The sequence below is a fragment of the Nocardioides thalensis genome (assembly GCF_013410655.1).
Taxonomy (GTDB): Bacteria; Actinomycetota; Actinomycetes; order Propionibacteriales; family Nocardioidaceae; genus Nocardioides; species Nocardioides thalensis.
Map to the genome: position 1 here is coordinate 284917 of NZ_JACCFP010000001.1, position 22983 is coordinate 307899.

18 protein-coding genes are annotated in these 22983 nt (G+C 66.2%); 3 read left to right on the forward strand and 15 right to left on the reverse strand.

Features of this window, described 5'->3' with window-relative positions; translation table 11 throughout:
• Positions 1-35: 35 nt before the first annotated feature.
• From HNR19_RS01400 to HNR19_RS01435, 8 genes are all read right to left on the reverse strand, one after another.
• Positions 36-1664: a replication initiator gene (locus HNR19_RS01400; RefSeq protein WP_343047001.1), complete on the reverse strand. Its 1629-nt coding sequence runs from the start codon at positions 1662-1664 to the stop codon at positions 36-38.
• 18 nt (positions 1665-1682) lie between these two features.
• Positions 1683-1961 carry a WhiB family transcriptional regulator gene (locus HNR19_RS23665; RefSeq protein ID WP_425490629.1) on the reverse strand — a complete coding sequence of 93 codons (279 nt, stop codon included), beginning with the start codon at positions 1959-1961 and terminating at the stop codon, positions 1683-1685.
• Positions 1958-2143 carry a hypothetical protein gene (locus tag HNR19_RS01410; protein ID WP_179666211.1) on the reverse strand — a complete coding sequence of 62 codons (186 nt, stop codon included), beginning with the start codon at positions 2141-2143 and terminating at the stop codon, positions 1958-1960. The genes HNR19_RS23665 and HNR19_RS01410 overlap by 4 nt, the downstream gene beginning before the upstream one ends.
• Positions 2140-3111, reverse strand: a complete 972-nt coding sequence (locus tag HNR19_RS01415) for an FtsK/SpoIIIE domain-containing protein (protein ID WP_218910104.1) — start codon at positions 3109-3111, stop codon at positions 2140-2142. Before HNR19_RS01415 ends, HNR19_RS01410 begins: the two co-directional genes overlap by 4 nt.
• A gap of 263 nt (positions 3112-3374) precedes the next feature.
• Positions 3375-3542: a hypothetical protein gene (locus HNR19_RS01420; RefSeq protein WP_179666212.1), complete on the reverse strand. Its 168-nt coding sequence runs from the start codon at positions 3540-3542 to the stop codon at positions 3375-3377.
• Positions 3543-3571: 29 nt separating this feature from the next.
• Positions 3572-3772: a hypothetical protein gene (locus HNR19_RS01425; protein ID WP_179666213.1), complete on the reverse strand. Its 201-nt coding sequence runs from the start codon at positions 3770-3772 to the stop codon at positions 3572-3574.
• Positions 3772-4137 carry a hypothetical protein gene (locus HNR19_RS01430; RefSeq protein ID WP_179666214.1) on the reverse strand — a complete coding sequence of 122 codons (366 nt, stop codon included), beginning with the start codon at positions 4135-4137 and terminating at the stop codon, positions 3772-3774. Before HNR19_RS01430 ends, HNR19_RS01425 begins: the two co-directional genes overlap by 1 nt.
• Before the next feature lie 44 nt (positions 4138-4181).
• Complete coding sequence (locus tag HNR19_RS01435) at positions 4182-4598, reverse strand: L-type lectin family protein (protein WP_179666215.1); 417 nt, start codon at positions 4596-4598, stop codon at positions 4182-4184.
• A 144-nt stretch (positions 4599-4742) separates the two neighbouring features.
• On the opposite strand from HNR19_RS01435, the gene HNR19_RS01440 reads away from it, so the two are divergent.
• Both HNR19_RS01440 and HNR19_RS01445 read left to right on the forward strand, forming a co-directional pair.
• Positions 4743-5483, forward strand: coding sequence for an XRE family transcriptional regulator (locus HNR19_RS01440; RefSeq protein ID WP_179666216.1), 741 nt, complete (start codon positions 4743-4745; stop codon positions 5481-5483).
• A gap of 25 nt (positions 5484-5508) precedes the next feature.
• Positions 5509-5979, forward strand: coding sequence for an NUDIX hydrolase (locus tag HNR19_RS01445; RefSeq protein WP_179666217.1), 471 nt, complete (start codon positions 5509-5511; stop codon positions 5977-5979).
• On the opposite strand, the gene HNR19_RS23670 is transcribed toward HNR19_RS01445, so the two are convergent.
• Positions 5905-6510, reverse strand: coding sequence for an HD domain-containing protein (locus HNR19_RS23670; protein WP_179666218.1), 606 nt, complete (start codon positions 6508-6510; stop codon positions 5905-5907). The genes HNR19_RS01445 and HNR19_RS23670 overlap by 75 nt on opposite strands.
• A gap of 290 nt (positions 6511-6800) precedes the next feature.
• Here HNR19_RS23670 and HNR19_RS01455 point away from each other — a divergent pair, with 290 nt between their 5' ends.
• Entirely contained in the window at positions 6801-13955 is a 7155-nt protein-coding gene (locus HNR19_RS01455; protein ID WP_179666219.1) for an RHS repeat-associated core domain-containing protein, read from the forward strand.
• Between the two features lie 730 nt (positions 13956-14685).
• Here HNR19_RS01455 and HNR19_RS01460 read toward each other — a convergent pair.
• The 6 genes from HNR19_RS01460 to HNR19_RS01485 all read right to left on the reverse strand — a co-directional run bounded on the left by HNR19_RS01460 (position 14686) and on the right by HNR19_RS01485 (position 22750).
• Positions 14686-16980, reverse strand: coding sequence for a peptidoglycan DD-metalloendopeptidase family protein (locus HNR19_RS01460; RefSeq protein WP_179666220.1), 2295 nt, complete (start codon positions 16978-16980; stop codon positions 14686-14688).
• Between the two features lie 5 nt (positions 16981-16985).
• Positions 16986-17465, reverse strand: coding sequence for a hypothetical protein (locus tag HNR19_RS01465; RefSeq protein WP_179666221.1), 480 nt, complete (start codon positions 17463-17465; stop codon positions 16986-16988).
• Between the two features lie 107 nt (positions 17466-17572).
• Positions 17573-19273: a YML083C domain-containing protein gene (locus HNR19_RS01470; RefSeq protein ID WP_179666222.1), complete on the reverse strand. Its 1701-nt coding sequence runs from the start codon at positions 19271-19273 to the stop codon at positions 17573-17575.
• Positions 19274-19410: 137 nt separating this feature from the next.
• Positions 19411-21933: an ATP-binding protein gene (locus HNR19_RS01475; RefSeq protein ID WP_179666223.1), complete on the reverse strand. Its 2523-nt coding sequence runs from the start codon at positions 21931-21933 to the stop codon at positions 19411-19413.
• A 106-nt stretch (positions 21934-22039) separates the two neighbouring features.
• Positions 22040-22453 carry a hypothetical protein gene (locus tag HNR19_RS01480; protein ID WP_179666224.1) on the reverse strand — a complete coding sequence of 138 codons (414 nt, stop codon included), beginning with the start codon at positions 22451-22453 and terminating at the stop codon, positions 22040-22042.
• 33 nt (positions 22454-22486) lie between these two features.
• A complete protein-coding gene (locus HNR19_RS01485) occupies positions 22487-22750 on the reverse strand; it encodes a hypothetical protein (RefSeq protein ID WP_179666225.1) in 264 nt (87 codons plus the stop codon).
• Positions 22751-22983 lie beyond the last annotated feature (233 nt).

Consider the following 22983-nt stretch of genomic DNA (forward strand, 5'->3'; position numbering starts at 1 on the left):
TCCCGACGTGGATGGTTGGGTCTCCGTGCTGGCGGTCAAGGGCGCTTCGCGTCGCTTCGCGATGGCCTTCGGCCACCCTTGACAGCCATCCCGGAGACCACAGGCGTGCTGGTTGTCGGGAGGCCGCGGGGGTCCGTCGGCGGGTTCGGGGTTTCCGGTGGTCCGGCTCGTTTGGCTGCTTCGTATTGGGTTCTCCACCTGATCCTTTCCCGTACGGAGGCGAGGATGGCGTGTTTCCACAGGCGGATGTCGACGTCCTTGAAGCTCACCGGTCGCCACTCGTAGCGGATCTGGCCGTCCGGTCCCGTCGCGGTGGCGCTCATCCGGTCCCGGTCGGGCAGCTCGACGCCGGCCTCGAGCAGGACTTGGCGCACGACCTCGGCGCGGTCCGCGCGGTGTTCGGTGAGGGTCTTGCCGGTCCACTGCCGAGACACCAGGACGCGGCGACCGCCGTACCCAAGGTTCTCCGGATCGTGTGCGGCGCGCCGGCAGGTGCCGGGCTCGAGACCCTCGGTGGCGTTCTTCGGTTGGATCCCGTACCGCAGCCAGTTGCCGCATTCCGGCCCGCAGGGCAGCCATCTGGTTTCGTGGTTGAGCCGGTCGAGGTGCGCTCGTTGCCGAACAGTGAGGAGGTCGGGGTCGCCGTAGGTGTCGGCGACCGACTTGGTGAGGTATTTGGTCAGATACCCCACGGCACGTTGGGTGCGGGTGGAGTCGGCGATCAACCACTTGTAGTCCGCCTGCTTGCCGAAACGGACGACGTGCGCAGGCGTGGTGGATGGGTCGGCCTCGAGTTGGGCGTCGAGGTCGTCGAGCGCGGACTCCCAGGTCCGCAACGGTGCGCCGGTCCATGGGCAGACGTAGGCCTGGTGGCGGTGGTCCCACAAGGGGACGGCATGGCCGAGATAGATCGGGGTGTCGAAGGGCGGCCACCAGGCCTGGTGGTAGGTCGCCCGGATCACCTGCAACACCACGGAGCGCTTGATGACCCCGCGGACCGCGGCGTGCAGATGGGGTGCGAGCCGGCGTTGGGCTTCGACGGCGGAGAAGTACTGGACCTTGTAGCCCGCGCAGCGGCGCAGGTTCTGCCAGAACCGGTCGACCAGCTTGGAGAAGTGCATCGCATCCAGCGCAGCCCGCCGGTAGTCGTAGGTGCTTGGGTCGACCGGGGTGCCGTCGTCGTGGACCTTTCCGTAGGAGGGGAGTGTCAGCGTGAGGAACATCGAGGGCCGATAGCTGCGGCCGTTCGGTGAGGTCAGGATTCGGCCGATGGTGGTCGCGGCCATCTCGACCCGCGGCAGATCTGGTGCGTCCTGACGTCGCCTCGTCGAACGGACCCGGCGATCCGAACCTTCGGCGTCGTCGTCTTCGTCTTCGTTGTCCTCGTCCTCGTCGTGCTGGGTCGAACCGGGTTCGAGGTCGTCGTCGCGATCCCGGTGCCATCCCTCGCGGCATTGCTGCATCCGCAGTCGGCGTGCCTTGTCCGCGCACGACTTACAGACCGTTGCGCGGGTCGAACCGCACGGTAGGACGACCGTCTGCGTGGTGCCGGTGACGGTATCGACCAGCTCGCGCAAGATCGGGCGAACGCATACGCCCTGGGACTCCGCCGCCGCACGAACGATCGCCGGGTCGTCCGCCAGTCGTGGAACTGAGCCGAGCACAGCGATGTCCGTTCGTCCCTAGCTGACTCGGTCGATCTGGGCCGAAACGTCCCATCGCGCGCGCCCGGCCCAGAACCCGCCGACGATGCCGGCCGCATCTGCGTAGTCGGCGCAGTGATGGCGCACGGGGCATGCGGCGCACACTGCCCGCATCTTCGTCGTGTCCGCCATCGAGGCTCGGTCGGCCAGCCACGGAAGATCCGGTGCCTCGAGGCAAGCGCCGAGCAGCATCCACCTTCGCGATGGGCCGCGGCGCGACCGACGCAGCCTGGGGCCGGTGGTTCCACCGCGGGTCATTGGGACACCGATCCTGCGATCGCCTCGCCGGCCTGGTTGCACAGATCGGCGATGTCGGGGCCGAGGGGCGTCATTCCGAGGAAGAAACCCCACAGGGCGATCAGGACGAAGTGGAGCTTGTTTCCCTTAGCGACCATAGCCACGGGAATGCTCAGCATCAGCACGAACATCACAACGGTCATCGGACCGCTCCTTCCAGGATCGTGGGAGTTGTTTCCGAGGTGGGTTCGCCGTCGCAGTGCCCGCCGTACCGGCCAGCCAGGGTTCGGATCAGGTAATCGGGCCAGTAGTCCGCGCGGACCCGGTCGACCGCTCCGGAGTCCTCGACCACCCACCCGGTGCCGGGGCGCGAGGGATTGATCCGATGGGCGGGCGCGAGCCGGTGCATGCCGTCGCCAAGAACCATCGCCGTCTCATCGCCGGACCGCAGCCGCAGGGCGACGGTCTGCGTAAAGAGCGAGCGCATGCCCACGACCTCTTTGCGCGGATCCTGAACGAACGCCACCACGACGACGCCGAGTGCGCGGCCCTGAGTGAGGATCACGCCGAGCAACTTGTCGGCCTCCCGGCGTACGTCGAGAGGCGCGTAGGCCGTGAGCGCCGCGAGCTCGTCGATCACCAGGACTTGCAGGGGGTCGCCCACCGTGGGTTCGTGGAGACGGGTCTTTCCGACCATTTCGCCTCCCCGCTCGTCGATCACATCGATCAGGTTGCGCAGGATCTGGAGCGCCTCCTCGGGGGTGTAGGCGAGGTGTTCGAAGAGGTCCGCTCCGATGGCCAGTTCCACGCCGCGTTTGAGATCGATGCCCCATAGCCGCACAAGGTCGCATGCCGCCGCGGGGGCGAGACCGCAAGCGATCCCCCAGAGCACCGATCCCTTGCCGGAGCCGGAGGCGCCTACGCACAACGTGTGTCGACCGCGGACCTGTATCTGCCACCTCCCGCCGCCTTGAGTTCTGCCTAAGCTGACGGCGTCGTAGACCGCCTCCGGCTCAGGCTCGCTTGCGGTGGCGGGTTGCGTGAGCAAGTCGCGCATGACCAGTTCGACTACCACTGTCGAGCCTGGACGGCGCGGATGGACCCACGTGCGGAAGGCATGCGCGTCGTACGTCGCTGCCAATCGTTCCGCGCCTTCCTCGAGCTCGGTCACCGTCTGCCCCGGGCGGGCACGGATGGTCAGCCGCATCGCGTGGCCACGGACCCGAACGTGACACAGCGTTGGTGTCACCCATCGGTCCCGCCACCAGCCAAACTCTCGCCGGTCGTCTGCCCTGAGACGCAGACGACTGGGCACCCGCCGATCGGCGAGTCGGTTCTGTCGGCACACCCGCCGCCAGCGGAGCCGGACCATCAGCCACCACCAGCAAGCCCGCATCAATTGGCTGAGTTTCAGGATGATCGCCGGCGCGCCGTTCACAGCCCCGCTCCCGTCAGGGTCGCCTGCACTCGCAATAGCCGGTTCACAGCGTCGGTGGTCGCCCGCTGCAGGTCAGCCAGCTCAGATGCCTGACCGGGCGAGATTTGCTCGACCAGCTGCTTCGCGGCGTGTATCGACGATCTCGCGTCGATCAGTTCGTTCATGGCGAGGCTCAGATCCTCGGTCACACTCGTCATAACGAGACCCCCGACAGCGCCTCCTGGGCGTGGGCGACCCGGACCAGCACGTCCTCGGCCTGGAGAGCCAGGCGCCGCGCCTCCTCCGCCAGTTTCGGCGCGACGTACTCCAGAGACCGGTAGGCGACCTCGGCACGATCGGTCGCATCCTTCAACGCGCCCGTGGCCTCCGACAGTGAATCCAGGACGTTGCTCATCACGCCACCCCTTCAGCGGCGCCACGGTCCTTGCCGAACGCCTCGAGAGCATCGAAGAGCGTGGGCAGCTCGTGCTCGAGCTCGGAAGCGGTGACCTTCACCTGGACCGGCTCCACCCGGGACGCCTCCGGCACCCAGCCGACCCAGGTGCGCCATACCGACCGGCCATAGAGGCCATCGGCGTAGTGGCCATCGATCTCTCGCAGACCGAGCGCAGTGGCGAGCAGGATCGCGTCCTCCCACGCTGAGGCTTGAATCGCCACCTCGACCATCGGCAACCGGCTGCCGCCGACCTCGAAGGTGGCCGGCTCGGCGCGCAGCGACAGGACGTCGACCGCCGGCATCTGATCGAGCACGGCGACCACCCAGGCAAGCTCGTGGGTGGAGACGCGCATGAGTCCGGTGCCCATCACGCGACCGCCTTCGACTCACCCGGCTTCTCGGTCCCGACGCCCCGGGCGCGGACGGGCTCGCGCTTGTAGTCCTTGACGCCGTCGGCCGACCAGTACTCGGTGAAGCCGCCGTTCTTGTTGAGTCGCACCGAGACGACGAGGCCGTCGAACACGATGGGGCTGTACATGGCCGGCTCTGGCTTCTCCACGGCTCCCACACCGACGTTCGCGTTCACCGTCGACTCGCGACCGAACATGGACACGCGGAACGAAACCTCGACGTTCCACAACGGCATGCCGGTGTCCTCGTCCCGTGCCTGGATCTCGCCCGGACGCCGCTTTCCGTCGGGCGTCTCGATCCACTCGAAGACCGGTGACACGATCCCGGTCGCCACCATCGTCTGCCGGTCACTGTCAATCGCATAGGTGCTCATGTCGTGTTGCCTCTCGCTTGGTTGTTGAGCCGGGCGGCTCAGCTCCACCAGACCGCAGCGGCTGTGGACAAGACACCGCACCGCTGGACGTTTGGGGACGTCCGTGCGACCGTCGAAACGTCCCTATTCGTCTCGGGAGGGCATATGTCGAACGAGCGGCTCCGGAGCGCCTTGGTCTCCGCGGGCGTGACCCAAGCGGACCTAAGCGAGCAGATCGGCGTCGACCCGAAAACCGTTGAGCGCTGGATCTCGACCGGCCGGGTCCCGCACCGAACCCATCGACTCAAGGTGGCCGCGTTACTCGGCGACGACGAGGCGTTCCTGTGGCCGTCGACCAAGTCCGATCCCCGCAATCTCGCGGCGAGCGAGGCGGAGTTCGTCACGCTGTATCCGAACCGGGGCTCGGTTCCTATCGATGTGTGGGAAGGCTTGCTTGAGCGCGCCACCGATCAGGTCGATCTGCTCGCTTTTGCTGGGAGCTTCTTCCACGACGCGCTCCCGGACTTCGCGGAGCAGCTGGCTGCGAAGGCCCGCCACGGAGTGCGGGTCCGTCTCCTGTTCGGAGATCCGGAGTCTCCCGCGCTCGAGCTTCGAGGAAGGGAGGAGGGCATCGGTGACCTTCTGGTCAGCAGGTGTCGCCTCACGTGGGCCTATTGGATGCCGTTCCTGCAACAGCCAGGTATCGACGCCCGACAGCATGGCAGCACGCTCTACGCGTCACTCTTCCGATTCGACGACACCGTGCTCGCGAACGTCCATGCGCTCGGCGCGCCAGCCAGCCACTCGCCCGTCCTACACCTCCGGAAAGTCGCCGGCGGCCGCCTGTTCACGCACTACATGAGCAGCTTCGAGAAGACTTGGGAGGCCGCCGTCCCGGCGCCCTGAACGCGATTCGACGTACGCTGCTGGCATGGCGCGCATCGACTATGTCGACGACCCCGATGCTCCTAAAGCCAATAGTGTGGTGCCCTCCGTCGTGGCAATCGTTCAAGACCAGCAGGGTCGCGTGCTGATGATCCACAAGACCGACAACAACAAGTGGGCGCTTCCCGGCGGCGGGCACGAGATCGGTGAATCGATCGCCGACACCGTCGTCCGTGAGGTCAAGGAGGAGACCGGCTACGACGTTGCCGTCGAGACCATCACCGGCACGTACACCAATCCCGGTCACGTCATGGCGTACGACGACGGCGAGGTGCGCCAGCAGTTCTCGATCGCTTTCCGCGCCCGTCTCCTGGGCGGCGAAGCCCGAACCAGCTCCGAGAGCGACCAAGTCGTCTGGGTCACGCCCGCCGAGATCGATGACCTAGAACTGCATCCGTCGATGCGGCTCCGCATCGCGCACGCTTTGAGCGGATCCGATCGGCCAGTCATCGGCTAGACCGAGAACCGTGCGCCCCCGAGCCGAAGACGCGAGCAGTTCTCCCTGCGAGCGGGTGACGGCGCGGTGCACGGGGTGGTCATCGTCGTACCTGTTGAGGATCTCCGTGATTCGGTCCACTGCCATCACGGGTTGACCAGTCGGACTCGTGGATAGGTCGATGAGCGTCAGGATGTCGAGTGAGAGACGATTCGGGGTCGGCATCTCCATCCACTCGCTCAAGAGGCCGCGCTCTTCTGCCTCTAACCTGGCGCCGGTGTGGTGCGCAACCAGGGCCACTACGCGATCCGGCGCTCCGAGACGTAGAAGAGCACGTGCACCGTCGACGGCATGCATCCCCGAGTCGACTAGTTCGGCGGCGTATCCAATGTCGTGAACCCAGGCGGCGGATATCAAGACGTCGGTCACCAGATCGGATTGCTCAGCCAACTGCTCCGCGGCCTGCCCGACGGCAACGGTGTGTGACCAGCGGTCGCCGGAGCCCAGCATGAATTCCCGCGCAATCTCTTGGGACCTCTCCACCGACCACATGGTTCGAGTCTGACGAACGACGCCACGCGACGACAGGTTGAGGTCCCGCCTGTCGCCTGATCGCGATCTCAGTCCCCCTTGTCGCCCCGCACGATCGGCCTACCAGTCGTGAAGCCGTCCCAGCCTGCCAAGCGGACCCGGTCATGGCAGCAATCGGACAGCCAAGGTCCTGACATTCCTGATTCTCAGGACAGAACAGCATCCGAGGTTCTATAACAAGGCTGAACATTTCGGGATAGAGGGCCCAACCCTCTCGGGAAGGGCTCTTGGTGCGTACTCGCGTTGTTTCTGTGCTGCTGTTCGTTGTGATGCTGGCGGTGGCGCTCGGTGGTCTGTCTGTGGTTCCCGCGCCGCTCACGCCGCAGATTGCGGCGGCTGCAGAGGAGATCGACGGCGGTAACCTGCCCGACACGCCGTCGGTGCCGGTCAACCCGCTCCCTGAGGTGGACGATCCGGCGGAGTCGATCGATGGTCTGACGGACAGCCTGGATGACTTGCCGACAGATGCGGAGACGACCATCCCGGCGGTGTCGGAGTGGGCCGATGTGCCGGCGATGCCGGTGGAGGTGCGGGTCCCGGCGGAGGTCGCGGAAGAGCTGCCGACCGACCCTCCGGCTGATGAGGAGCCCGAGTCGACGGATGAGCCTTCTCCGTCAGAGACGGCGAGCCCCACTCCCTCGGCAGATCCCACTCCGGAGGCGCCCACGGAGAATCCCGCGGCGGCTCTCGACCCCAGCGAGACTTCGGATCCGACCGGCGAACCGTCGAGTAGCCCGACTGGGTCGCCCAGCGAAACGTCCACCACCACGCCCACGACCGAGCCATCGACACCGGTCGGCGAAGCGGTTCCAGAGGTGGTGGTTTCGGTGGAGCAGCCGGCCGACCTTGACGTCGGCGTGGTGGCCGTCGAGGTGGTCGCCGCCGGCGAGGTCTCGCCGCTGGACCTAGACGATCCTGCACCCGAGGTGGAGATGATCGAGCCGGGAGATCCGGTCGAGGGCGTGCGCGTGCGGCTCGATTACAACGACTTCGCAGACATCTATGGCGGGAACTGGGCCGACCGGCTGGTTGTCCGCGCTGTCCCGGTGTGCGCGCTGGAGGCGAATCCCGTCCCAGATTGTGGCGAGGGTGTGGACGTAGCCGCGATCAATGACACCGGTTCGAACACGCTGACGTTCACGACGTTGGACCCAGCGCTTGTCGCGGCCGGTGAGGACCTGACTGAGGCGATCGACCCGGCCGCGGGCAACGACACGGGTCGCGAGGCCACGATCGAGGCCGCTGCGGCACCGGCGGCGGCCGGAGCCACCGCCTACACGGTGTCATCGGCACCGGGCGGATACGGTCCTGCGCCGTTGTCGCCAGCTGGGGAGTGGCAGACCGGAGTGGGGTCGGGCGAGTTCTCCTACTCGTACCCGTTCCAGGTCCCGCCTCCGGTGGGCGGCGCCTCCCCTGACCTGGCGCTGGCGTACTCCTCCGCGGCGGTGGACGGGATGACCACGGCGACCAACGGCCAGGCCTCGCCGGCCGGCGTCGGCTGGGTGTTCGAGCCGGGTTACATCTCCCGCTCCTATGGCTCGTGCCAGGAGGACGAGAACAACCCGTCCTTGGGTGACATGTGTTGGAAGGAGAAGTCTGGCCCGAACGGGGACACGCTTGTCGAGGAACTGTCGTTGTCGTTCAACGGCCACTCGGGGCGTCTGATCGACACGCGCTCCGGCGACAACCAGTACCGGTTGAAGAACGACCCTGGCTGGCGGATCCAGCGCTTCAGTGGTTCCAGCGACCTCGCGGTTCGACCCTCGAACGAGGATGACAACGACGAGGGTTTCCGGGTCACCTCCCCAGACGGTACCGAGTATTGGTTCGGATGGGGGCACGCCGGGCAGGACTCGGTATGGACGGTGCCCGTGTATGGGAACGACCCGGGCGAGCCATGCTATGACGCCAACAAGACCGCCGCCGCCCGGTGGTGTCAGCAGGGGTGGCGGTGGAACCTGGACAAGATCGTGGACACCTCTGGCAACGTGATCCGGTTCAGTTACACCTCTGAGCAGAACGTCTACGGCCGTTGGGGCCGACCCTTCGACTCTGGTGCCCGCAGCACCTATGACCGAGGCGGGATGCTGACGAAGGTCGAGTACGGGTTCAATGGCGATTTCGGCGCTCAGCAGGTCGTGGACATCACCCGCGAACGGCGCTGTACGGGGCTGCTGGATGGGGCGGGGACCTGCGACGACCCCAAGGCCAGCCCGGGCCAGTGGCCCGACGTCCCGGTCGACCTCATCTGCTATCAGGGGTCGAACGAATGCCCCGTCGGGCCGTCGTTCTTCACCACCAACCGCTACGACCGGATCACCACCCGCGTGCGCGACGAAGGAATGATGCGGCTGGTTGATGAGTACAAGCTCGAGTACACGATGCCCGACCCCGACGGCGCGGACGGGGAATCGCCACGTGACCTTTGGTTGAACAAGATCATTCGCATCGGTCATTCAGGCACCACAACTGCAACAATGCCGGCGATCGACTTCGCCGCGGTCTCGAAGAACAACCGCATCCCTGCCGGCACCGAACCCGGCAAGTACGCAAAGATGCGCATCGACCGCGTCCACAACGAGCTCGGCGGCCTGATCGACGTCGACTACGGTCACGGCGGACCGAACGGGTCCAACGCATGCGACGTGCCCTACGTCGAGAACCGGTTTCGGTGGGGATCGGACAAGGACTGCTTCGCCGTCCAATGGTCACGACCGAGCGATGACAAATCGGTCTTCACCTGGTTCCACAAGTACGTCGTGACCCAGGTCAGCCTCGGCGACAACAGCCTCGGCCTGGGCACCAACTGGACCTCGAACAAGCCGGTAACGGTCGCCAAGCGACGCGTCTATGACTACGAGTACCGAGGTAATCCATCCTGGCGGTTCGCTGGCAGCAACAACACCCCCACCGCCGATGAGTCCTGGTCGGACTGGCGCGGCTATGAAACCACAGTGGTCCACACCCGCAAGACCGGTCCACGCGGTGACCTGATGGAAGGTGACGTCGCCCGGACGAAGACGGTCCGGTTCCGGGGTATGAGCGGAGCGCCCCAAAATCCGGATCAGGTCGAAAACGCAGACGGCGCCGTCGCCACTTCACCGAAGTACATCGATTCTGAGGAGCACACCGGGGAGAACCACAAGAGCGAAGAGGATCACGCCTGGCTGGAAGGCCTGACCGCCGAGACCAGCATCCTACGTCCGCTCGGGACCCTGATCGAACGCACCTTCACTGACTACGGCGTCATCCCGACCGCGCAGGACGACAAGCTCAAGCGGCAGGCCAGAATCCGATACGAGAACTCGGTCACGACCACGACCCAGCTGTTCGACGAAGCTGGCGATCCGACCGGCCAGCGCAAGCACAGCATCTCCTACGACGTGATCGGCGACGGTGTCGGCGACCCGTCGCTCGAGGACGGCGCTTTGGACCTGCTGGTCGGCGCAGTGCAGACAGTTCACGACCTCGGCGATGCTGCCAGCGGCACCGATGGGACCTGCGAGTTCACTGACTACGACTCTGCCCCCGGGAAGTGGATCCGGGTACCAGCGACCGAGCAGTTGCACAACGGCGTTTGCCCCAACCGCGACGGCGACGGTGGCGGCAACGTGGTCGCTCGTACCCAGGTCATCTATGACAAGGGCGGTTCTCTGGACCGTGGCCTGCCCACGCAAACCAAGCAGTGGACCTCCGACGTCCTGGGGTGGGCCGGCCTCCACACCATTAACACCTACGCGACTTACGACACCTACGGCCGCGTCATCGAGACCCGCACCCCGGGTGGCTCGGGCAACGTCCTGACCACCACCACCAACTACAACCCGGGCTCCGGGGACGCGTTGCCAGTCGCGGAGGTGAAGACCATCCAGCACGACGTGCTGCAGCGCGAGAACGACGCCCTCAACGACCTGATCAGCACAACTCATTACCTGCCTGGCCGTGGCGTCCCCACCCGTGTCGTCACGGGCGCCAGCGGAGCCCAGAGCGACGACGACGCGACCACCTCGATCGCCTACGACCCGCTCGGTCGACCTGTCGATGTGTGGTTGCCCGGACGGTCCCGGGAACACAACGCCGGCCATCCCTCGACCAGTTACACCTATTCTTGGCCCGTTGGCGAGATCCCGTCGCGGGTTCGCACCAAGACCTTGCGCACCGACACGTCCCCAGGGACCGCCGGCGATGAGATCTACGACGAGTCCTATACCTACATCGATGGCTGGGGTCGCACGCTCGAGACTCAGGTCCCCCAGCCCGGGGGATCTGGGCGGATCGTTTCGGTCACCGGCTACGACGAGCTCGGCCAGGTCCGTTACACGATGCCCGGTGTCCTCAACCCCGGGACGCCTGGCAACGCGCTGGTCAACCCCGACCCGGCGACGGTCGCTCGATACTCACTCACCGAGTACGACGCCGCGGGCCGCCCCATCAGCGTGGAAGATCGCCTGCCCGACGGCACGGCCACCACGGTCACCCAGTACCGCGGTGACGTGACCGAGGTCAACGCGCCCGCGATCGGGTTCACCCGCACCCAGGTCGACGTGTGGGACCGGGCCACCAGCGTCCAACAGTTCAAGGTCAACGCCGACCACGCCACCGACATCGTCGACTACACCTACACCGCCCGTGGCGAGCTCAGCTCCGCCACCAAACCGCGGCTGCCTGGATCGCCGACCTGGACCTACACCTACGACATGGCTGGGCGCCAGATCAAGGCGTTCGACCCCGACACCGGCCGCACCGAAACCGAGTACGACGACGCCGGTAACCCAACGCGCGTCCGGACCTTTGCGATCGGCGGCCTCGCCAACCCCGCCACTGTCATCGCGACACGCTATGACCGCCTGTCCCGGCCCTTAGTGAAATATGACCTTACCGACGTTGCCGACCCCGCAACTGAGGCCGGCACCGTTCTGACCGAGTGGAGCTACGACAACCGCCTCGTTCCCAGGTCCGCCGGCCGGCTCACGTCGGTAAGGCAGCCGATCACCGGCATCGACGCGGTCGGCGAAGCGCCGGCCATCGCGGGTGCCTACGTCACCGGAGTCACCTCCTACGACGCCCGCGGGCAGGCCATCAAGACCTATGAAACCTACCCTGCCTCACTCACTGGCGAAGAGGCCACCAGCAGCGACACGGTCACTCACACCACGACCAGGTCGTACAACCAGGCCGGGCTCCCGGAGACCGTTACCTATCCGTCAGCACCCGAGCTTCCGCCGATGGAGGTCGCCTACAGCTACACCACGGGCGGCCGAATGAAGACAATGCGGATCAAAAACAGTACCGGCGACACCGGGCTACGCGCCGCAGAGGTCGGATACGACGACCTAGGACGACCCGCAGAGATCACCTCAGGCAAGTACACAGGCGACACCTTCCTCACCGGGCTGCGCCGCACCTACAGCTACGAAAGCCAGACCGGTCGCCCCAATCTCATTCGCGGCTGGATCACCCCCGGCGCACCTGGTGGCACCGCCGGCGCCGAGTACCGGGCACTGGAGCTCGACTACGCCTACGACCCAGTCGGCAACCCCACCCACATCACCGGGACTGCCCAAACCACGCACGGTGGAGCCGACACGAAGAGCACTTGGTGCTATAGCTACGACGGTCTCAACCGGCTCGTCAACGCGAAGACCGCCACGACCGAGACCTGCAGCACGCTAGTGCCCGAGGGCTCCGAACACGCCGGGGCGACCCTAGTCGTCGGTGACTCCTACGACCTGAGCTACACCTACGACGCCGACCGACTGACCAGCGTCGCCGGAGCCGGAGAGACGATCACCTACGCCAACGACAACACCAATGGCACCCGACCCCACCACACCACCGACCTCGACCCGACCGGAACGCTAGACGCGAACACGATCGAGAACTGGCCGGCCGAGCTGCCCGCACCCGGACAGATCGAGATGGACGGCCAGGGCCGGATCACCGCCTGGACCCGCGACGCCACCGAACAGGCTCCCGGGCCAATGCCGAACAAGGGACCCATCTCCGGGGGGATCAGTTACGCCTACAACAACCTCGGCCAACTCGCCGGCGTCACCGCGACCGACAACCACTCTGCCAGCCACACCTACGGCTACCGTGCAGACGGAACCCGGCTAGTCCGACGGACCAAGGACGGGAACAAGGTCGCCACCACCTTCTACCGTGCCGACGGCACTGAAGTCACTCGCACTCACACCGGAACTGCTACCGGCGTCGACGTCGACGACACCAGCGTCCGCAACCTCGCAACGTTGGACGGTGTTCCGGTCGCGATCCAGACCAGTACGACAGCGAACCCAGCCGGCAACGCCGACGCCGCCTGGACCTGGCCACTTGCCGACACCCAGGGCTCGCTGCGTCTGACCTATGAGCACAGGTCGCACAGCGAAGGGACGATCCAGCGACCCAACTACTACCCATTCGGCGATCCGGTCGTCGACGGCGCAGCAAGCGTTCCCACCACCACTAACGGACGCGGATACCTCAACAAGCCCCACGACGTCACCGGCGGAATCAGGCTCGACCACCGCAACTACGAAGCCAGTTTCAATATCCTCACTACGCCGGATCCCCTGTTGGTGCCTAGCAATCCGCAGTCCTTCAACCCGTACGCCTACTCCGCCAACAACCCCATTGCTGCTGTCGACCCCAGCGGACTCCGATGCAAGGACCTACCAGTCAGCGGCAACGTCAAGACGGCCTCGTGCGGATCTGCTGATCCCAATAACAACGATACCGACTCGGGGTCCGATTCGGGGTCGTCGGGCGACCCATACGCAGGTCTTTCTGAGGACGAGGCGGCGCCGCTAGACGCGTGGACTGAAGAAGGCCTTGCGGCAGGAATGTCGCCCGAGGAAGCGCAGCAGTTCGCATTCGACAGGTACTTCCAGACCTTCCTTTCGCAGAGCGGTGACGGAGGTTATGAGAAGGTCAAAAAGCTCTACTGCGGGGGCGCCGGGACGTCAACCCCGCTCTGTACTGGCCCAACCTTGAAGTCATTCATCGAACTTGTCCTCACCGCATCAATGTTTGTGGGAGTCGGTGAGTTCGGTGTAGCCGGCCGCTCTGGATATCAAGCCCTTCGCGCCCTCCTTGGAAGGGGGGCTGCCACGTCTACGGCGCCCCGCGTGGTGGCTTCGCTAGACGATGTCATGGCCGTTCTTCCGGAGGGATACAAACTCGGGCCATGGGGACAGATGATCTGGGGCCGAGGCACGGAGGGCGCTCGTGCGCTGATCGGGGCGCGGAGCGCGGATGAGCTCTCTCAGGTTCCCGGGCTTACTGTGGAGAGCGCGCGGGTTCTGCGCAGTTTCTACCAAGGCGCGGTCGACGCTGGAAAGGGAGGCACGACGGCACCGGTCCGCGTGCAACTCCTTGATGACATTATCAGTCGGCTAGGAGGATAAGGAGTAGGAATGGGATTGCGCAGTACGCCCACGCCGAAGCTTCAAGTAACATGTCTCGACGGTGAAGCATGCATTCTATTCCTCGAGCCATGGGGTACCGAGGTGGAGGTCCGGCAGGGAAACGGGCTAACGATCGAAAGCACCGCATTCCTCACCGGAGATGTCGAGATCGGGTTCGTTCCGGAAGGAATAATGGCCGTATTCACCGCCGACGTGCCGATATCGATTACGGACGAGCATGGCCGCAGGTATGGGGTCTAATTCGTCGCTCAGTAGATCTGAGGCTATAAATACCGTCCAACCACGCAGACGCCTGACGGACTAGGCAACTTCGATCGGGAGATCGTCGGCGTCCCTCCTGCGCACCATGTAGTCGCCCTGCGAACGGGCGCCACCCGCAGACCTCAGCTGGATGGCACAAGCCGACCCAGAGGCCGTGGGGCCCTTAAGCCTCGGGGCATCGCCCATGCTCTCGGCCGTCGTGCGCGAGTCGACGACCCGACAATGGTCGTTCACGGCCGGTAGCGGTCGGAGTGCCAGCACGCGAGGCGCCGATCACGGTTTGGGCTTGTCGGCAGGGCCCCCTGGACTCGCGCGAGGCACCAGCCCGGCGCTGAAGCGATTTCAACACTGCGGCGAAGAGCTTCGAGGTTGGCAAACACAGCAAGAGCCGCGCTTGAGGGGCGACGGACGTACGGACCGTGAAGACTCCGTCGCCGGGCTGAGTCGCTTACACGATGACGCCGCGATCATTGAGGAACGGCGCTGGATCAACCGTGACACCCTGCTCGCGCACCTCGAAATGGAGGTGCGGGCCGGTGGCGTTGCCAGTCGAACCGACCTGGCCGATCGGCTGACCGGCAACGATCGATGTTCCGGCGGAGACATCGGTGGCGCTGAGGTGGCCGTACCAGGTCTCGACGCCGTTGCCGTGCGAGATCTTGATGAGCGTGCCGTAGGGGCCACCGTGGCCAACGAACTCAACTGTGCCTGAGGATGCCGCGAGCACGGCCGTTCCGGTCGGCGCGGCGAAGTCGAGACCCGTATGGCAGTCAACCCAGAGCCCGGAACAGTCTCCGAACTCGGCAGTGAGTGTGTAATCGCCGGCCACGGGGATCACCCATTGACCGCCGCCGGTGCCGGTCCCGGCGGAGTCGCCGTACACATCGACGTGAACGTGATCGCGATGCAGGCTCGTGGGGTCAGAGGCGCCGCTGGGATGCGTGTAAGGCCGCCAGCCCTCCTTATTGCGCGCGACCGACCAGATCTGGGCGTCCCAGATCACGTAGCTGACGCCCAGCGCGCTGGCGTTGGTGCGAACCCAATCGGCGGCCTGATCGCCGAGCGACTGCCCGGCCGGGGTGTCCCAGCCCGGGATCATCGCGTCCACCGCACGACCAGTGGCGTGGGACGAGTCGGGATTGCTGGACCGCGTACCGACACCGCCGTACGACGTGATGGTTGGGAACTGCTGGTGCAGACACCGAAGAACCCGGAGTGCGTCGGGAGTGAGGCCCTCCTCCATGTCGGGCCAAGGGGTCTGCGGGCAGTCCATCGCGGCGCCGGTGCCGCAGAGCAGTCCGCCCAGGGGCGAGCTTTCACCTGCCTGCGTCAGGAAGTCGGCGCCGATAACCCGGTGGTCGCTTGGGATGCGCCGCGTCCACTGGCGCACAGGTCGGGCGGCCTCGTCCTGGAAGAAGATGTAGTCGATCGTGCCGCCCCCGACGTGGGTCTGGAGTTGACCGAGAACGTCCATCGTGGAGGTCATCCCGATCTCCGCGAGCGTGCGACGCGGGCCCCAGGGGTCGTTGTCGGAGAACTGACTGTTCATGTCGCCGGCGAGGAACACCGGGCCGTGGTCCGAGAGTCGGCCGACGAGGTCCTGGAGTCGATGCATCCCCTCCAGGTAGAGCCGCTGTCGCAGCGGCCGGTTCGGGCCGTACTTGGCCGGGTTGATCATGTGATGGGTTGCGATCATTGACACCTGTCCCGCGTCGGCGCTCTGCACGGTGACCCACGCGGCGTACCGCTGGTCCCACTTCTGCGGGCCACCGCGGACGATCGTCGTACGACCTGCATCGACCTTCGTCCAGCGATCAGTGCGCCAGAGAACTGCGTTGGAGATCGATTGGATGGGCGAGCGCCCGTAGTCCACTCGGTCGCCGCCTCGCCACGACGCGTAGCCGGGCGGGGTGAACTGTGCAGGAGAGCGACCGGCCATCTCGTTGAGGGACACCAGATCGGGGCGTTGCGCGATCGCCGTGCCGAGGGCCGAGGGAAAGTCAGGGGAGCGGTTGGGGATGTTGGCGTGTACGACGCGCAGACGGTGGTCCGTCCCGGTGCCTTGGCGGGTGGCTGCGACGGGGGCGGTGCCGTCGAGCCCGTCAGATCCGGATGTCAGCAGTCGAGCGACGACCTGGCGGGCGAAGAGCTCGTGGTCGGCGTACCAGCTGCCGGTGGGGTCCGCGGATCGCTGGACTGCCTGCGCGACCTCTCCGAGCGGCATCGTTTGCCAGCCACGAATGTCGAGGAGGCCCGTGTTGGACGTGTGTCGCGCTCGGCCGAAGAACGCGCGTGCCGCCAATCGCGGGTTCGTGACCTGACTGGGGGCGCCCCAGCCGGTCGACGGACGTTGCTGAAAGAGCCCGAGCGAGTCCCGGTCGCCGTAGTCGACATTGACCAGCCGCGACTCCTGCCAGGCGACGGCGACCGCGACCACCATCCCGTATTCAGATACGGCGAGTTGATCGGCCACCGCAACAATCAGCGCTGCGTTCTCGGCCTGCTCCGTCGAAAGGTCCTCGATCGCCGGAACGTCGCCGACCCAGAGATTGTCGCCTGTTCCGTCGTCGCAATTGCTCTCTGCGGCAGCCGCTTCGATGGCGTGCTGGGTGCCGCTCCCGGCGACGACGATAATCAGCGTGACGACGCCGATCGCGAGCATCAGGACGAGCGCGACCAAGGCGTTCATCACCCGCCCGATTAGCTCGCGCCGCGACACGGCGACGAGGACGTACTCGATCATTGCGACTAGTTGTCGGCGGGATCTTCGGTGGACTCGCCAGCGTCTGGGTCTGCCGGGAGGACCCGGGTAACTTCCCATCGAACACCGGAATGCGCGAGGTCGACGGTGAAGGCGCCGCCGTCGGTAGTGACCTCGACCGAGGCCGCGGTAGCGCCGACACCTTGAGCCTTGACCCGGACCACCCGCCGGCCCGCCTCGAGGTTGCCTTGTTCGACGGATTCGAGAGCAGCCGCCAGAGCCGGTGTCGCTCGGTGGCCCAACATGTCGAGCCACTCCTCGCGTGGCAGCTGGACGTCGATGTAATCGCCCACGAACTGGCGCGCGATCCGTTCGACCGCTCGCCGCGTACCTGGTGCTGGTTCCTCGGAGCCTTCGCTGCCCGCCTCGGGCGACGCGGTGCTGGGCGCAGTGGTGGGGGCGGTCGTCGCGTCGTTCGTTTGGCCGCTGTGGGACGTGCTCGTGATCTCACCGGCGGCGAAGAGCACCCCAAGTAGAGCCAACGCAACGAGACCAAGACGAGCTGGCGAGTACAGCGGCCACCGCACGACAGGTGCGAGGACCTCCCACAGGACACCGCGGGTTGTCGTGCGCATCAGTGTCCGGCTCCGGCCGGCTCGTAGACGACGAAGACGCGATTCCCTTGGTCGTCGAGGATCAGGTTGGACTCGTTGACGCGACGAGGCTCAGGCTGGAGCCGGTCGATCCTGCGCCTCGGCGCATTGGCGGTTGGTTCGGCTTCTCTCTGGCCGTCGGCGACGATGCGCGCCGCACGGGCGGGGGCTGTCAGCTCGGGCCCCCGCCGCTCCGAGACAGCTAGGACCGTACGCCGATGGGCCCCAGGGCCGCTCGGCGCCTCGAGTGCGTCTGGATCGCGCTTGCGCACGACGACAATCTCTGGCTCGGGGCGGTCGACGAATGTGCCGGGCATCAGCTCGGGCGCGGCAACTGGCTCGGACGAGCCGCCTGTGAAGACCGGTCGGTAGCTGGTGGACGGCATAGCTGCCGTCTCGCCGGTCGACGGCTGCGGCTCTGCCGTGGCGGGCTCTGATCCACCGGACTGTCGTGCTCGCGCGTACCGCCGGACCTGCGCCAGGCCGGGAACGCGCATCCGCGTCAGCGACGATGCCGGTTTCAGGAGTCGCCACGCGATCACCGAGAGTGCGAGCACGAAGGCGAATCGCAGGAGAAACGGCATGTCGGCGGTGAGTAGTGCTCCGTAGAAGCGGAGGAGAACCAGGCTCGCGACGAAGTACGCCGGTCCCATCACCAGCACGCCGCCGACTCGTCGGAACACGTCGATCGCTCGCTCGCGGGCTACGTCGAGCAGAAAGACCACGCCGAGCGCGGGTGTGAACGGCACGAGCAACCGGATCACGGCGAATGCCGCGAGAACCGTGAGTCCGGCGACTAGGAGGAACGCGCACACGACGAACATGACGAGCACCGAGATCGCACCTGCGCTGAGCCGGCTGCCCCACTGGCTGCCGGTGAAGTACTTGTATGCCGCCGGATCCTCGTCCTTGACCGCCTCGGCGATCGCCTTGAATGAGTCCGCCTTCCGCTCGAGCATCTCGGCGCCGGCACCGTCCGGGTCTTCGTTGTAGGTCTCCCACTCATCCCACGTGAAGTGGGTCGCTATGAACGTGGCGGGACCGTACTTCTCGGCAACCTCGGAATCCGCGCTCCCGAACACGGTCTTGAGCCACGTCTGGTATTGCACCGTCTCGACGACGAGCCCGATCTGCTGATCGACGCTGCTCAGTGCGCGCTCCTCCTCGGTGTCGCCGCTGCTCTCCTGCTCGGAGAACCCGTCGCCAATCTGCACGACCGCTGAGCGGACGGTGCCGTCCACGGCCTCGACGGACTCGGTCGGATAGCTGACCACCCAGGACACCGCGAGAAGAACGAGCAGGGCCCACGCCGTGGCAGTGATCGCGCCACTGAGGTGACCTTCGCGTGACCGGAAGAGGACCACCACGGCCACCACCGTCATCACGAGCACAAGCCATGGGGTCCACGTGCCGTTCGCGACCGCTGTCGTCGCCTCAGCCACGGGCTCGTCCAGGGGCTCGGCCCAGTCCGGCGCGATGACCGACTCGAGCAACGCTTGAGTCCATCCGGACAGCGCACCGCTGATGTCGAAGCTGATGTTGGTCAATGCCGCGCCGACGCTCGGCATGATCCCGGCGCCTGGCGTGCAGCCGTTGTCGTAGTTCCACACCTGGGGTGTTGTGCCGTACGCACTCTGAAGAGACTGGTCGCCGTGCTCACCGAAAGACGGCTCGTCGTTCACGATGTGCGGTTGGTAGGGACCGGGTGGCGCCGGGATGGGTGCGTCGCCCTCGCAAGCTGCTGCTGCCGGTCGGGTCGAGGACAGGGCCAGCACGGCGACGGCCAACGCAAGGACGACGCCGCACCGCCGTACCCAGATCACGCGACGTCCTCAGTGGCGACAGTGCTCGAATCGGATTCCTCCGGAACTGCGCTAGCCGTGCTGGCCTCGGCCACTCGCTTGTCGGGATCTGCCGTCGTATCGAGTGCCGCCGCGAGCTGGGGGTGGTGGGCCAGAGTGACCCGAATCTTCTCCATGCCGCCGCTCACACCGAGCCCGTCGCGGTAGATGAACTCGCGGTATCCGAGGCGGCCCTCGCTGCGTCGGCTCTGCGGCGAGAGATTCGCGAGGATCTCCTCGTAGCCGGCGTCCTCAGGTTTGCCGAGCAGGCGGAGCGCGTCCTTCTGTGCGTCCTCGGAGCGTGCCCGACCGACGAACGCCGCGCCAACGAAGTTGTTGATGTCGCTGCCGAGGACGACGCTGGCGTTCTGGGTCGAGACCAGAGCCGCGCAGTTGTTCTTCCGGCTGTCGGACGACAGCTTGTAGACCAAGGCCCGGCCGGCGCCGGAGCCCTCCGTCACCTCATGCGCTTCGTCGAGCATGAACAGCTTCCGCTCGTGCGGGTCGCCGCGGTAGATCACCTGCAATGCGGACCAGGACGCGAGCGTCATGATCGGGCGTGCGAGCAGCTCCTCGGGCCGCCAGTCCTCCATCGGCACCTTCGCCGGGTCAGGCGCGATCAGGCCTTTGAGGTTGAACATCACGAAACGCGCCGGATGAAGGCCAGCAACGCGTTCGCGGTCCTCCCGGGTCTGGGTCTCCACTGAGAAGAACAGCCGACCCAGCTCACTCTCCCGGGCGGCGTGCAGCTCGCGGGCGATCTCCTGGTCGGTTTCGTCACCGGCAGACAGGAGTTCCACGACAGTCCAGGCGCTCGAGCGAAGGTCGGCCGGTGCCTTCATCACCGCCGCCCGCAGCCGCTTCTGCACCTCCTCGTGACGCCCCATCAGGAACGGCAGGCACCAGCGCAGTGTGCTGAACGCCAGGTCCCGCCGCGTCGCATTTGCCGCCGAGGTGGCCAGACGCATTCGATGGTCGAAGTCGTCGGCACTCTTGCTGTCCAGCTCCACGAGCGCACGGTTAGGTTCCGGGACGACGCCGTACGGCGACAGCGATCCTGGGTGGCCGCCAAGTACGTCGACGCTACGTGTCAACGGGGCGAGCTCGGGCAGCTCGAGCATCTTCTGCATCCGGCCGGCCGGGTCCATGCCAACTCCGCGCACCCCGGACAGGATCGCCTTGTAGGTGATCAGACCCATCAGGGTCGACTTGCCCGATCCCGGCGTGCCGACGATCGGCACCAGGCCGCTGGCCTCGGCCACCTCTGGCAGGAACCACGGGTCGAAGCACACAGCGCGTGCGGCCAGGCCTGCGGTCTCGCCGATATGGAACCCGCGCCGATCGCCCACCTCGGCGGTGATGGCGGGCAGACCGGCAGCGACCTTGAGCACCGGAAACTTGCGAGTGTGGGCCGTGGTCGCGAGCGGCTCACCGGGCACGAACTCGCGCGCCAGGTGGAACTGACCGATCGGCCGGATGACCTTGATCTGGGGCTGGTACAACTCGATCACGCGCTGCGCTCGGTCGAGTGCCTCTTCCTCGCTGTCGCCCGCGACAGCCAATCGGTACCAGCCGCGGGTACGAGTGGAGAGGCCGGTGAACTCCCGGCGCATCTCGTCCTCGATGTCGGCCGCGCGGTCGGCCTGACGCTGCAACTGCTTCGGGGGACGCTTGCCGTGATCATCGCGCCAATGACCCACCTGGCTGTCGATCCTGTTGGTCAGGGCTGCCATCTCACGGGAGGTCTGCTCTGCCGCTCGTGGCTGGACGCGGAAGGACCATTCGACCGGAAACCCGACGCGGTCCGCCTTCGCCATCCAGGGCTCGTGCTCCTCCGGAATCGCGATGTCGCCGATCCGCGCGACCGTCAGCACGCACACGTGCCGGGTCAGTTGCCGCTCGTTCATGCTGGTCGTGATCTGGACCGTGGGCGCGAGTGGCTCGGCGGACCAGGCCACGGATTCGATGAACTCGTCAACGTCAAGGTGCCGTTCCTCCTGCGCCCGGGCATCGGGGACGGGCACAGGGCAACCGAGGGCAAAACTTCGCGCGAGCAGCCATTCCAGGTCACGCCCAGCGGCCGGCGCGCACTCCAGGCCCCGGCCGGCCATGATCGCGTCGACGGTGTCGAGGCGGTCCTGGAGGTGGCGCATCTCCCTGCTCGCCGCGCCCGCCATCACGCTGGAGAGCACGCGCAGGGCAGCGCCACGGTGACCGAGATCGACGCCGTAATAGACCAACTTGTCCGCCTGGGCGTGGCGGAGCATGTGGACCTGGTCGCGGTTCATCATCGCCTCGAACCCAGGTCGAGGATCTGGCGCGTTGGAGTACGCGACCCGCGCCCAGTGCGAGACGGGATAGGGACGACTGGTGACCCGGCAATGCACGGTGTTGCCCACGAGCTGAGCGAGTTGCGTCGCTTGCGCCCGGATCAACCCTTCGCCCTCCGGAACCGATCGGAAGCTCCACGTCTGGGGCTCGGCGAGGTACCAGGCGATCATCCTGTCGCCGGCGAATGCGACGTGGTTGACGCACGTCGATAGTGCCCACTTCTCGGCCCGCTCACGACGAGTCGGCTCCTCAGTGACCCGCTGTTCGGACGTTCGCCTACCCCACACGGGCTGCCTCCTTCTGTTGGTGAGCCCTGCGCAAGTAGCGCTTCCAACCCCCGCGTGGGCGTATCGCGCGGCCGAGCCTGACGCCTGTCGCCGAGTGCAGGTTCCGTGGCGGGCGGCGAGCCGTCAGTTCGTTCCAGAGCGACCGGGCGGCCGCCGCAACCGGAACCTCCTCGTTCGTGTGATCGGCCACCTTCATCGCCGCCCACAGGGTGAAGATGAACGCCAGCCCGCCCGTCAACAGCGTCATGGGGATCGCCAGTCGCTGCAGCAGGACCAGCACCAGCGGTGCAATCACCAACCACGCGAAGATGGCCTTGTGGCGCATGGCCGCGATGTAACGACCCGGCGGGCCTAGGTAGGTCTGGTCGACCTCGTAGACCTCATCATCGTCGGGCAACCTCATCAGCTCACCACCCGAGAACGTGAGCTGATGGAGCTAGGCGTCTTCGCCGCGGAACAAACCGACCACGAAGTCCCCAAGGTCCGTGGCGTTGTTGCCCGACGCGATGCCGAGCACCACCACGCCGAGCATGAGCCCGGCGACGATGGTGATGCCCTTGCTGATATTGCCTTGACGTGCCGCCCACAACACGGCGACGGCCAGAAGCAGAAGGACAAGTGTGACTACGTTGTCCTGGATCCACTGCGTGAGTCCGCTAGTGCCGAACTCGGCAGCGCGCGACTGAGTAGCGACCTTCATCCGATCCTCCCGAGACAGGACTGAGTTCGTGGCGATCAGTCCACCACAGCCCCTGACCCTGCGCCAGAGCGGAACTGGGACCTGTGGAATCGCGGTGCGTGGCGCTGTCTCGGCACGGTCGCCCCCCCGAGCCCGGTCATGCCGACTCGGCCCCACGTCAACGGTGCGACGACCCGGCGAGCGTCGATCCTCGGCGCCTTGACTCGCCGCCCGTCACTCGTAACCTACGCGAA

What these genes read in the sequence shown, in the direction of transcription:
- HNR19_RS23665 (WP_425490629.1), bottom strand. Translation starts at nt 1,961, where the DNA reads ATGACCCGCGGTGGAACCACCGGCCCCAGGCTGCGTCGGTCGCGCCGC.
- HNR19_RS01410 (WP_179666211.1), bottom strand. Translation starts at nt 2,143, where the DNA reads ATGACCGTTGTGATGTTCGTGCTGATGCTGAGCATTCCCGTGGCTATG.
- HNR19_RS01420 (WP_179666212.1), bottom strand. Translation starts at nt 3,542, where the DNA reads ATGAACGAACTGATCGACGCGAGATCGTCGATACACGCCGCGAAGCAG.
- HNR19_RS01425 (WP_179666213.1), bottom strand. Translation starts at nt 3,772, where the DNA reads ATGAGCAACGTCCTGGATTCACTGTCGGAGGCCACGGGCGCGTTGAAG.
- HNR19_RS01435 (WP_179666215.1), bottom strand. Translation starts at nt 4,598, where the DNA reads ATGAGCACCTATGCGATTGACAGTGACCGGCAGACGATGGTGGCGACC.
- HNR19_RS01440 (WP_179666216.1), top strand. Translation starts at nt 4,743, where the DNA reads ATGTCGAACGAGCGGCTCCGGAGCGCCTTGGTCTCCGCGGGCGTGACC.
- HNR19_RS01445 (WP_179666217.1), top strand. Translation starts at nt 5,509, where the DNA reads ATGGCGCGCATCGACTATGTCGACGACCCCGATGCTCCTAAAGCCAAT.
- HNR19_RS23670 (WP_179666218.1), bottom strand. Translation starts at nt 6,510, where the DNA reads ATGTGGTCGGTGGAGAGGTCCCAAGAGATTGCGCGGGAATTCATGCTG.
- HNR19_RS01460 (WP_179666220.1), bottom strand. Translation starts at nt 16,980, where the DNA reads ATGATCGAGTACGTCCTCGTCGCCGTGTCGCGGCGCGAGCTAATCGGG.
- HNR19_RS01475 (WP_179666223.1), bottom strand. Translation starts at nt 21,933, where the DNA reads ATGATCGCCTGGTACCTCGCCGAGCCCCAGACGTGGAGCTTCCGATCG.
- HNR19_RS01480 (WP_179666224.1), bottom strand. Translation starts at nt 22,453, where the DNA reads ATGAGGTTGCCCGACGATGATGAGGTCTACGAGGTCGACCAGACCTAC.
- HNR19_RS01485 (WP_179666225.1), bottom strand. Translation starts at nt 22,750, where the DNA reads ATGAAGGTCGCTACTCAGTCGCGCGCTGCCGAGTTCGGCACTAGCGGA.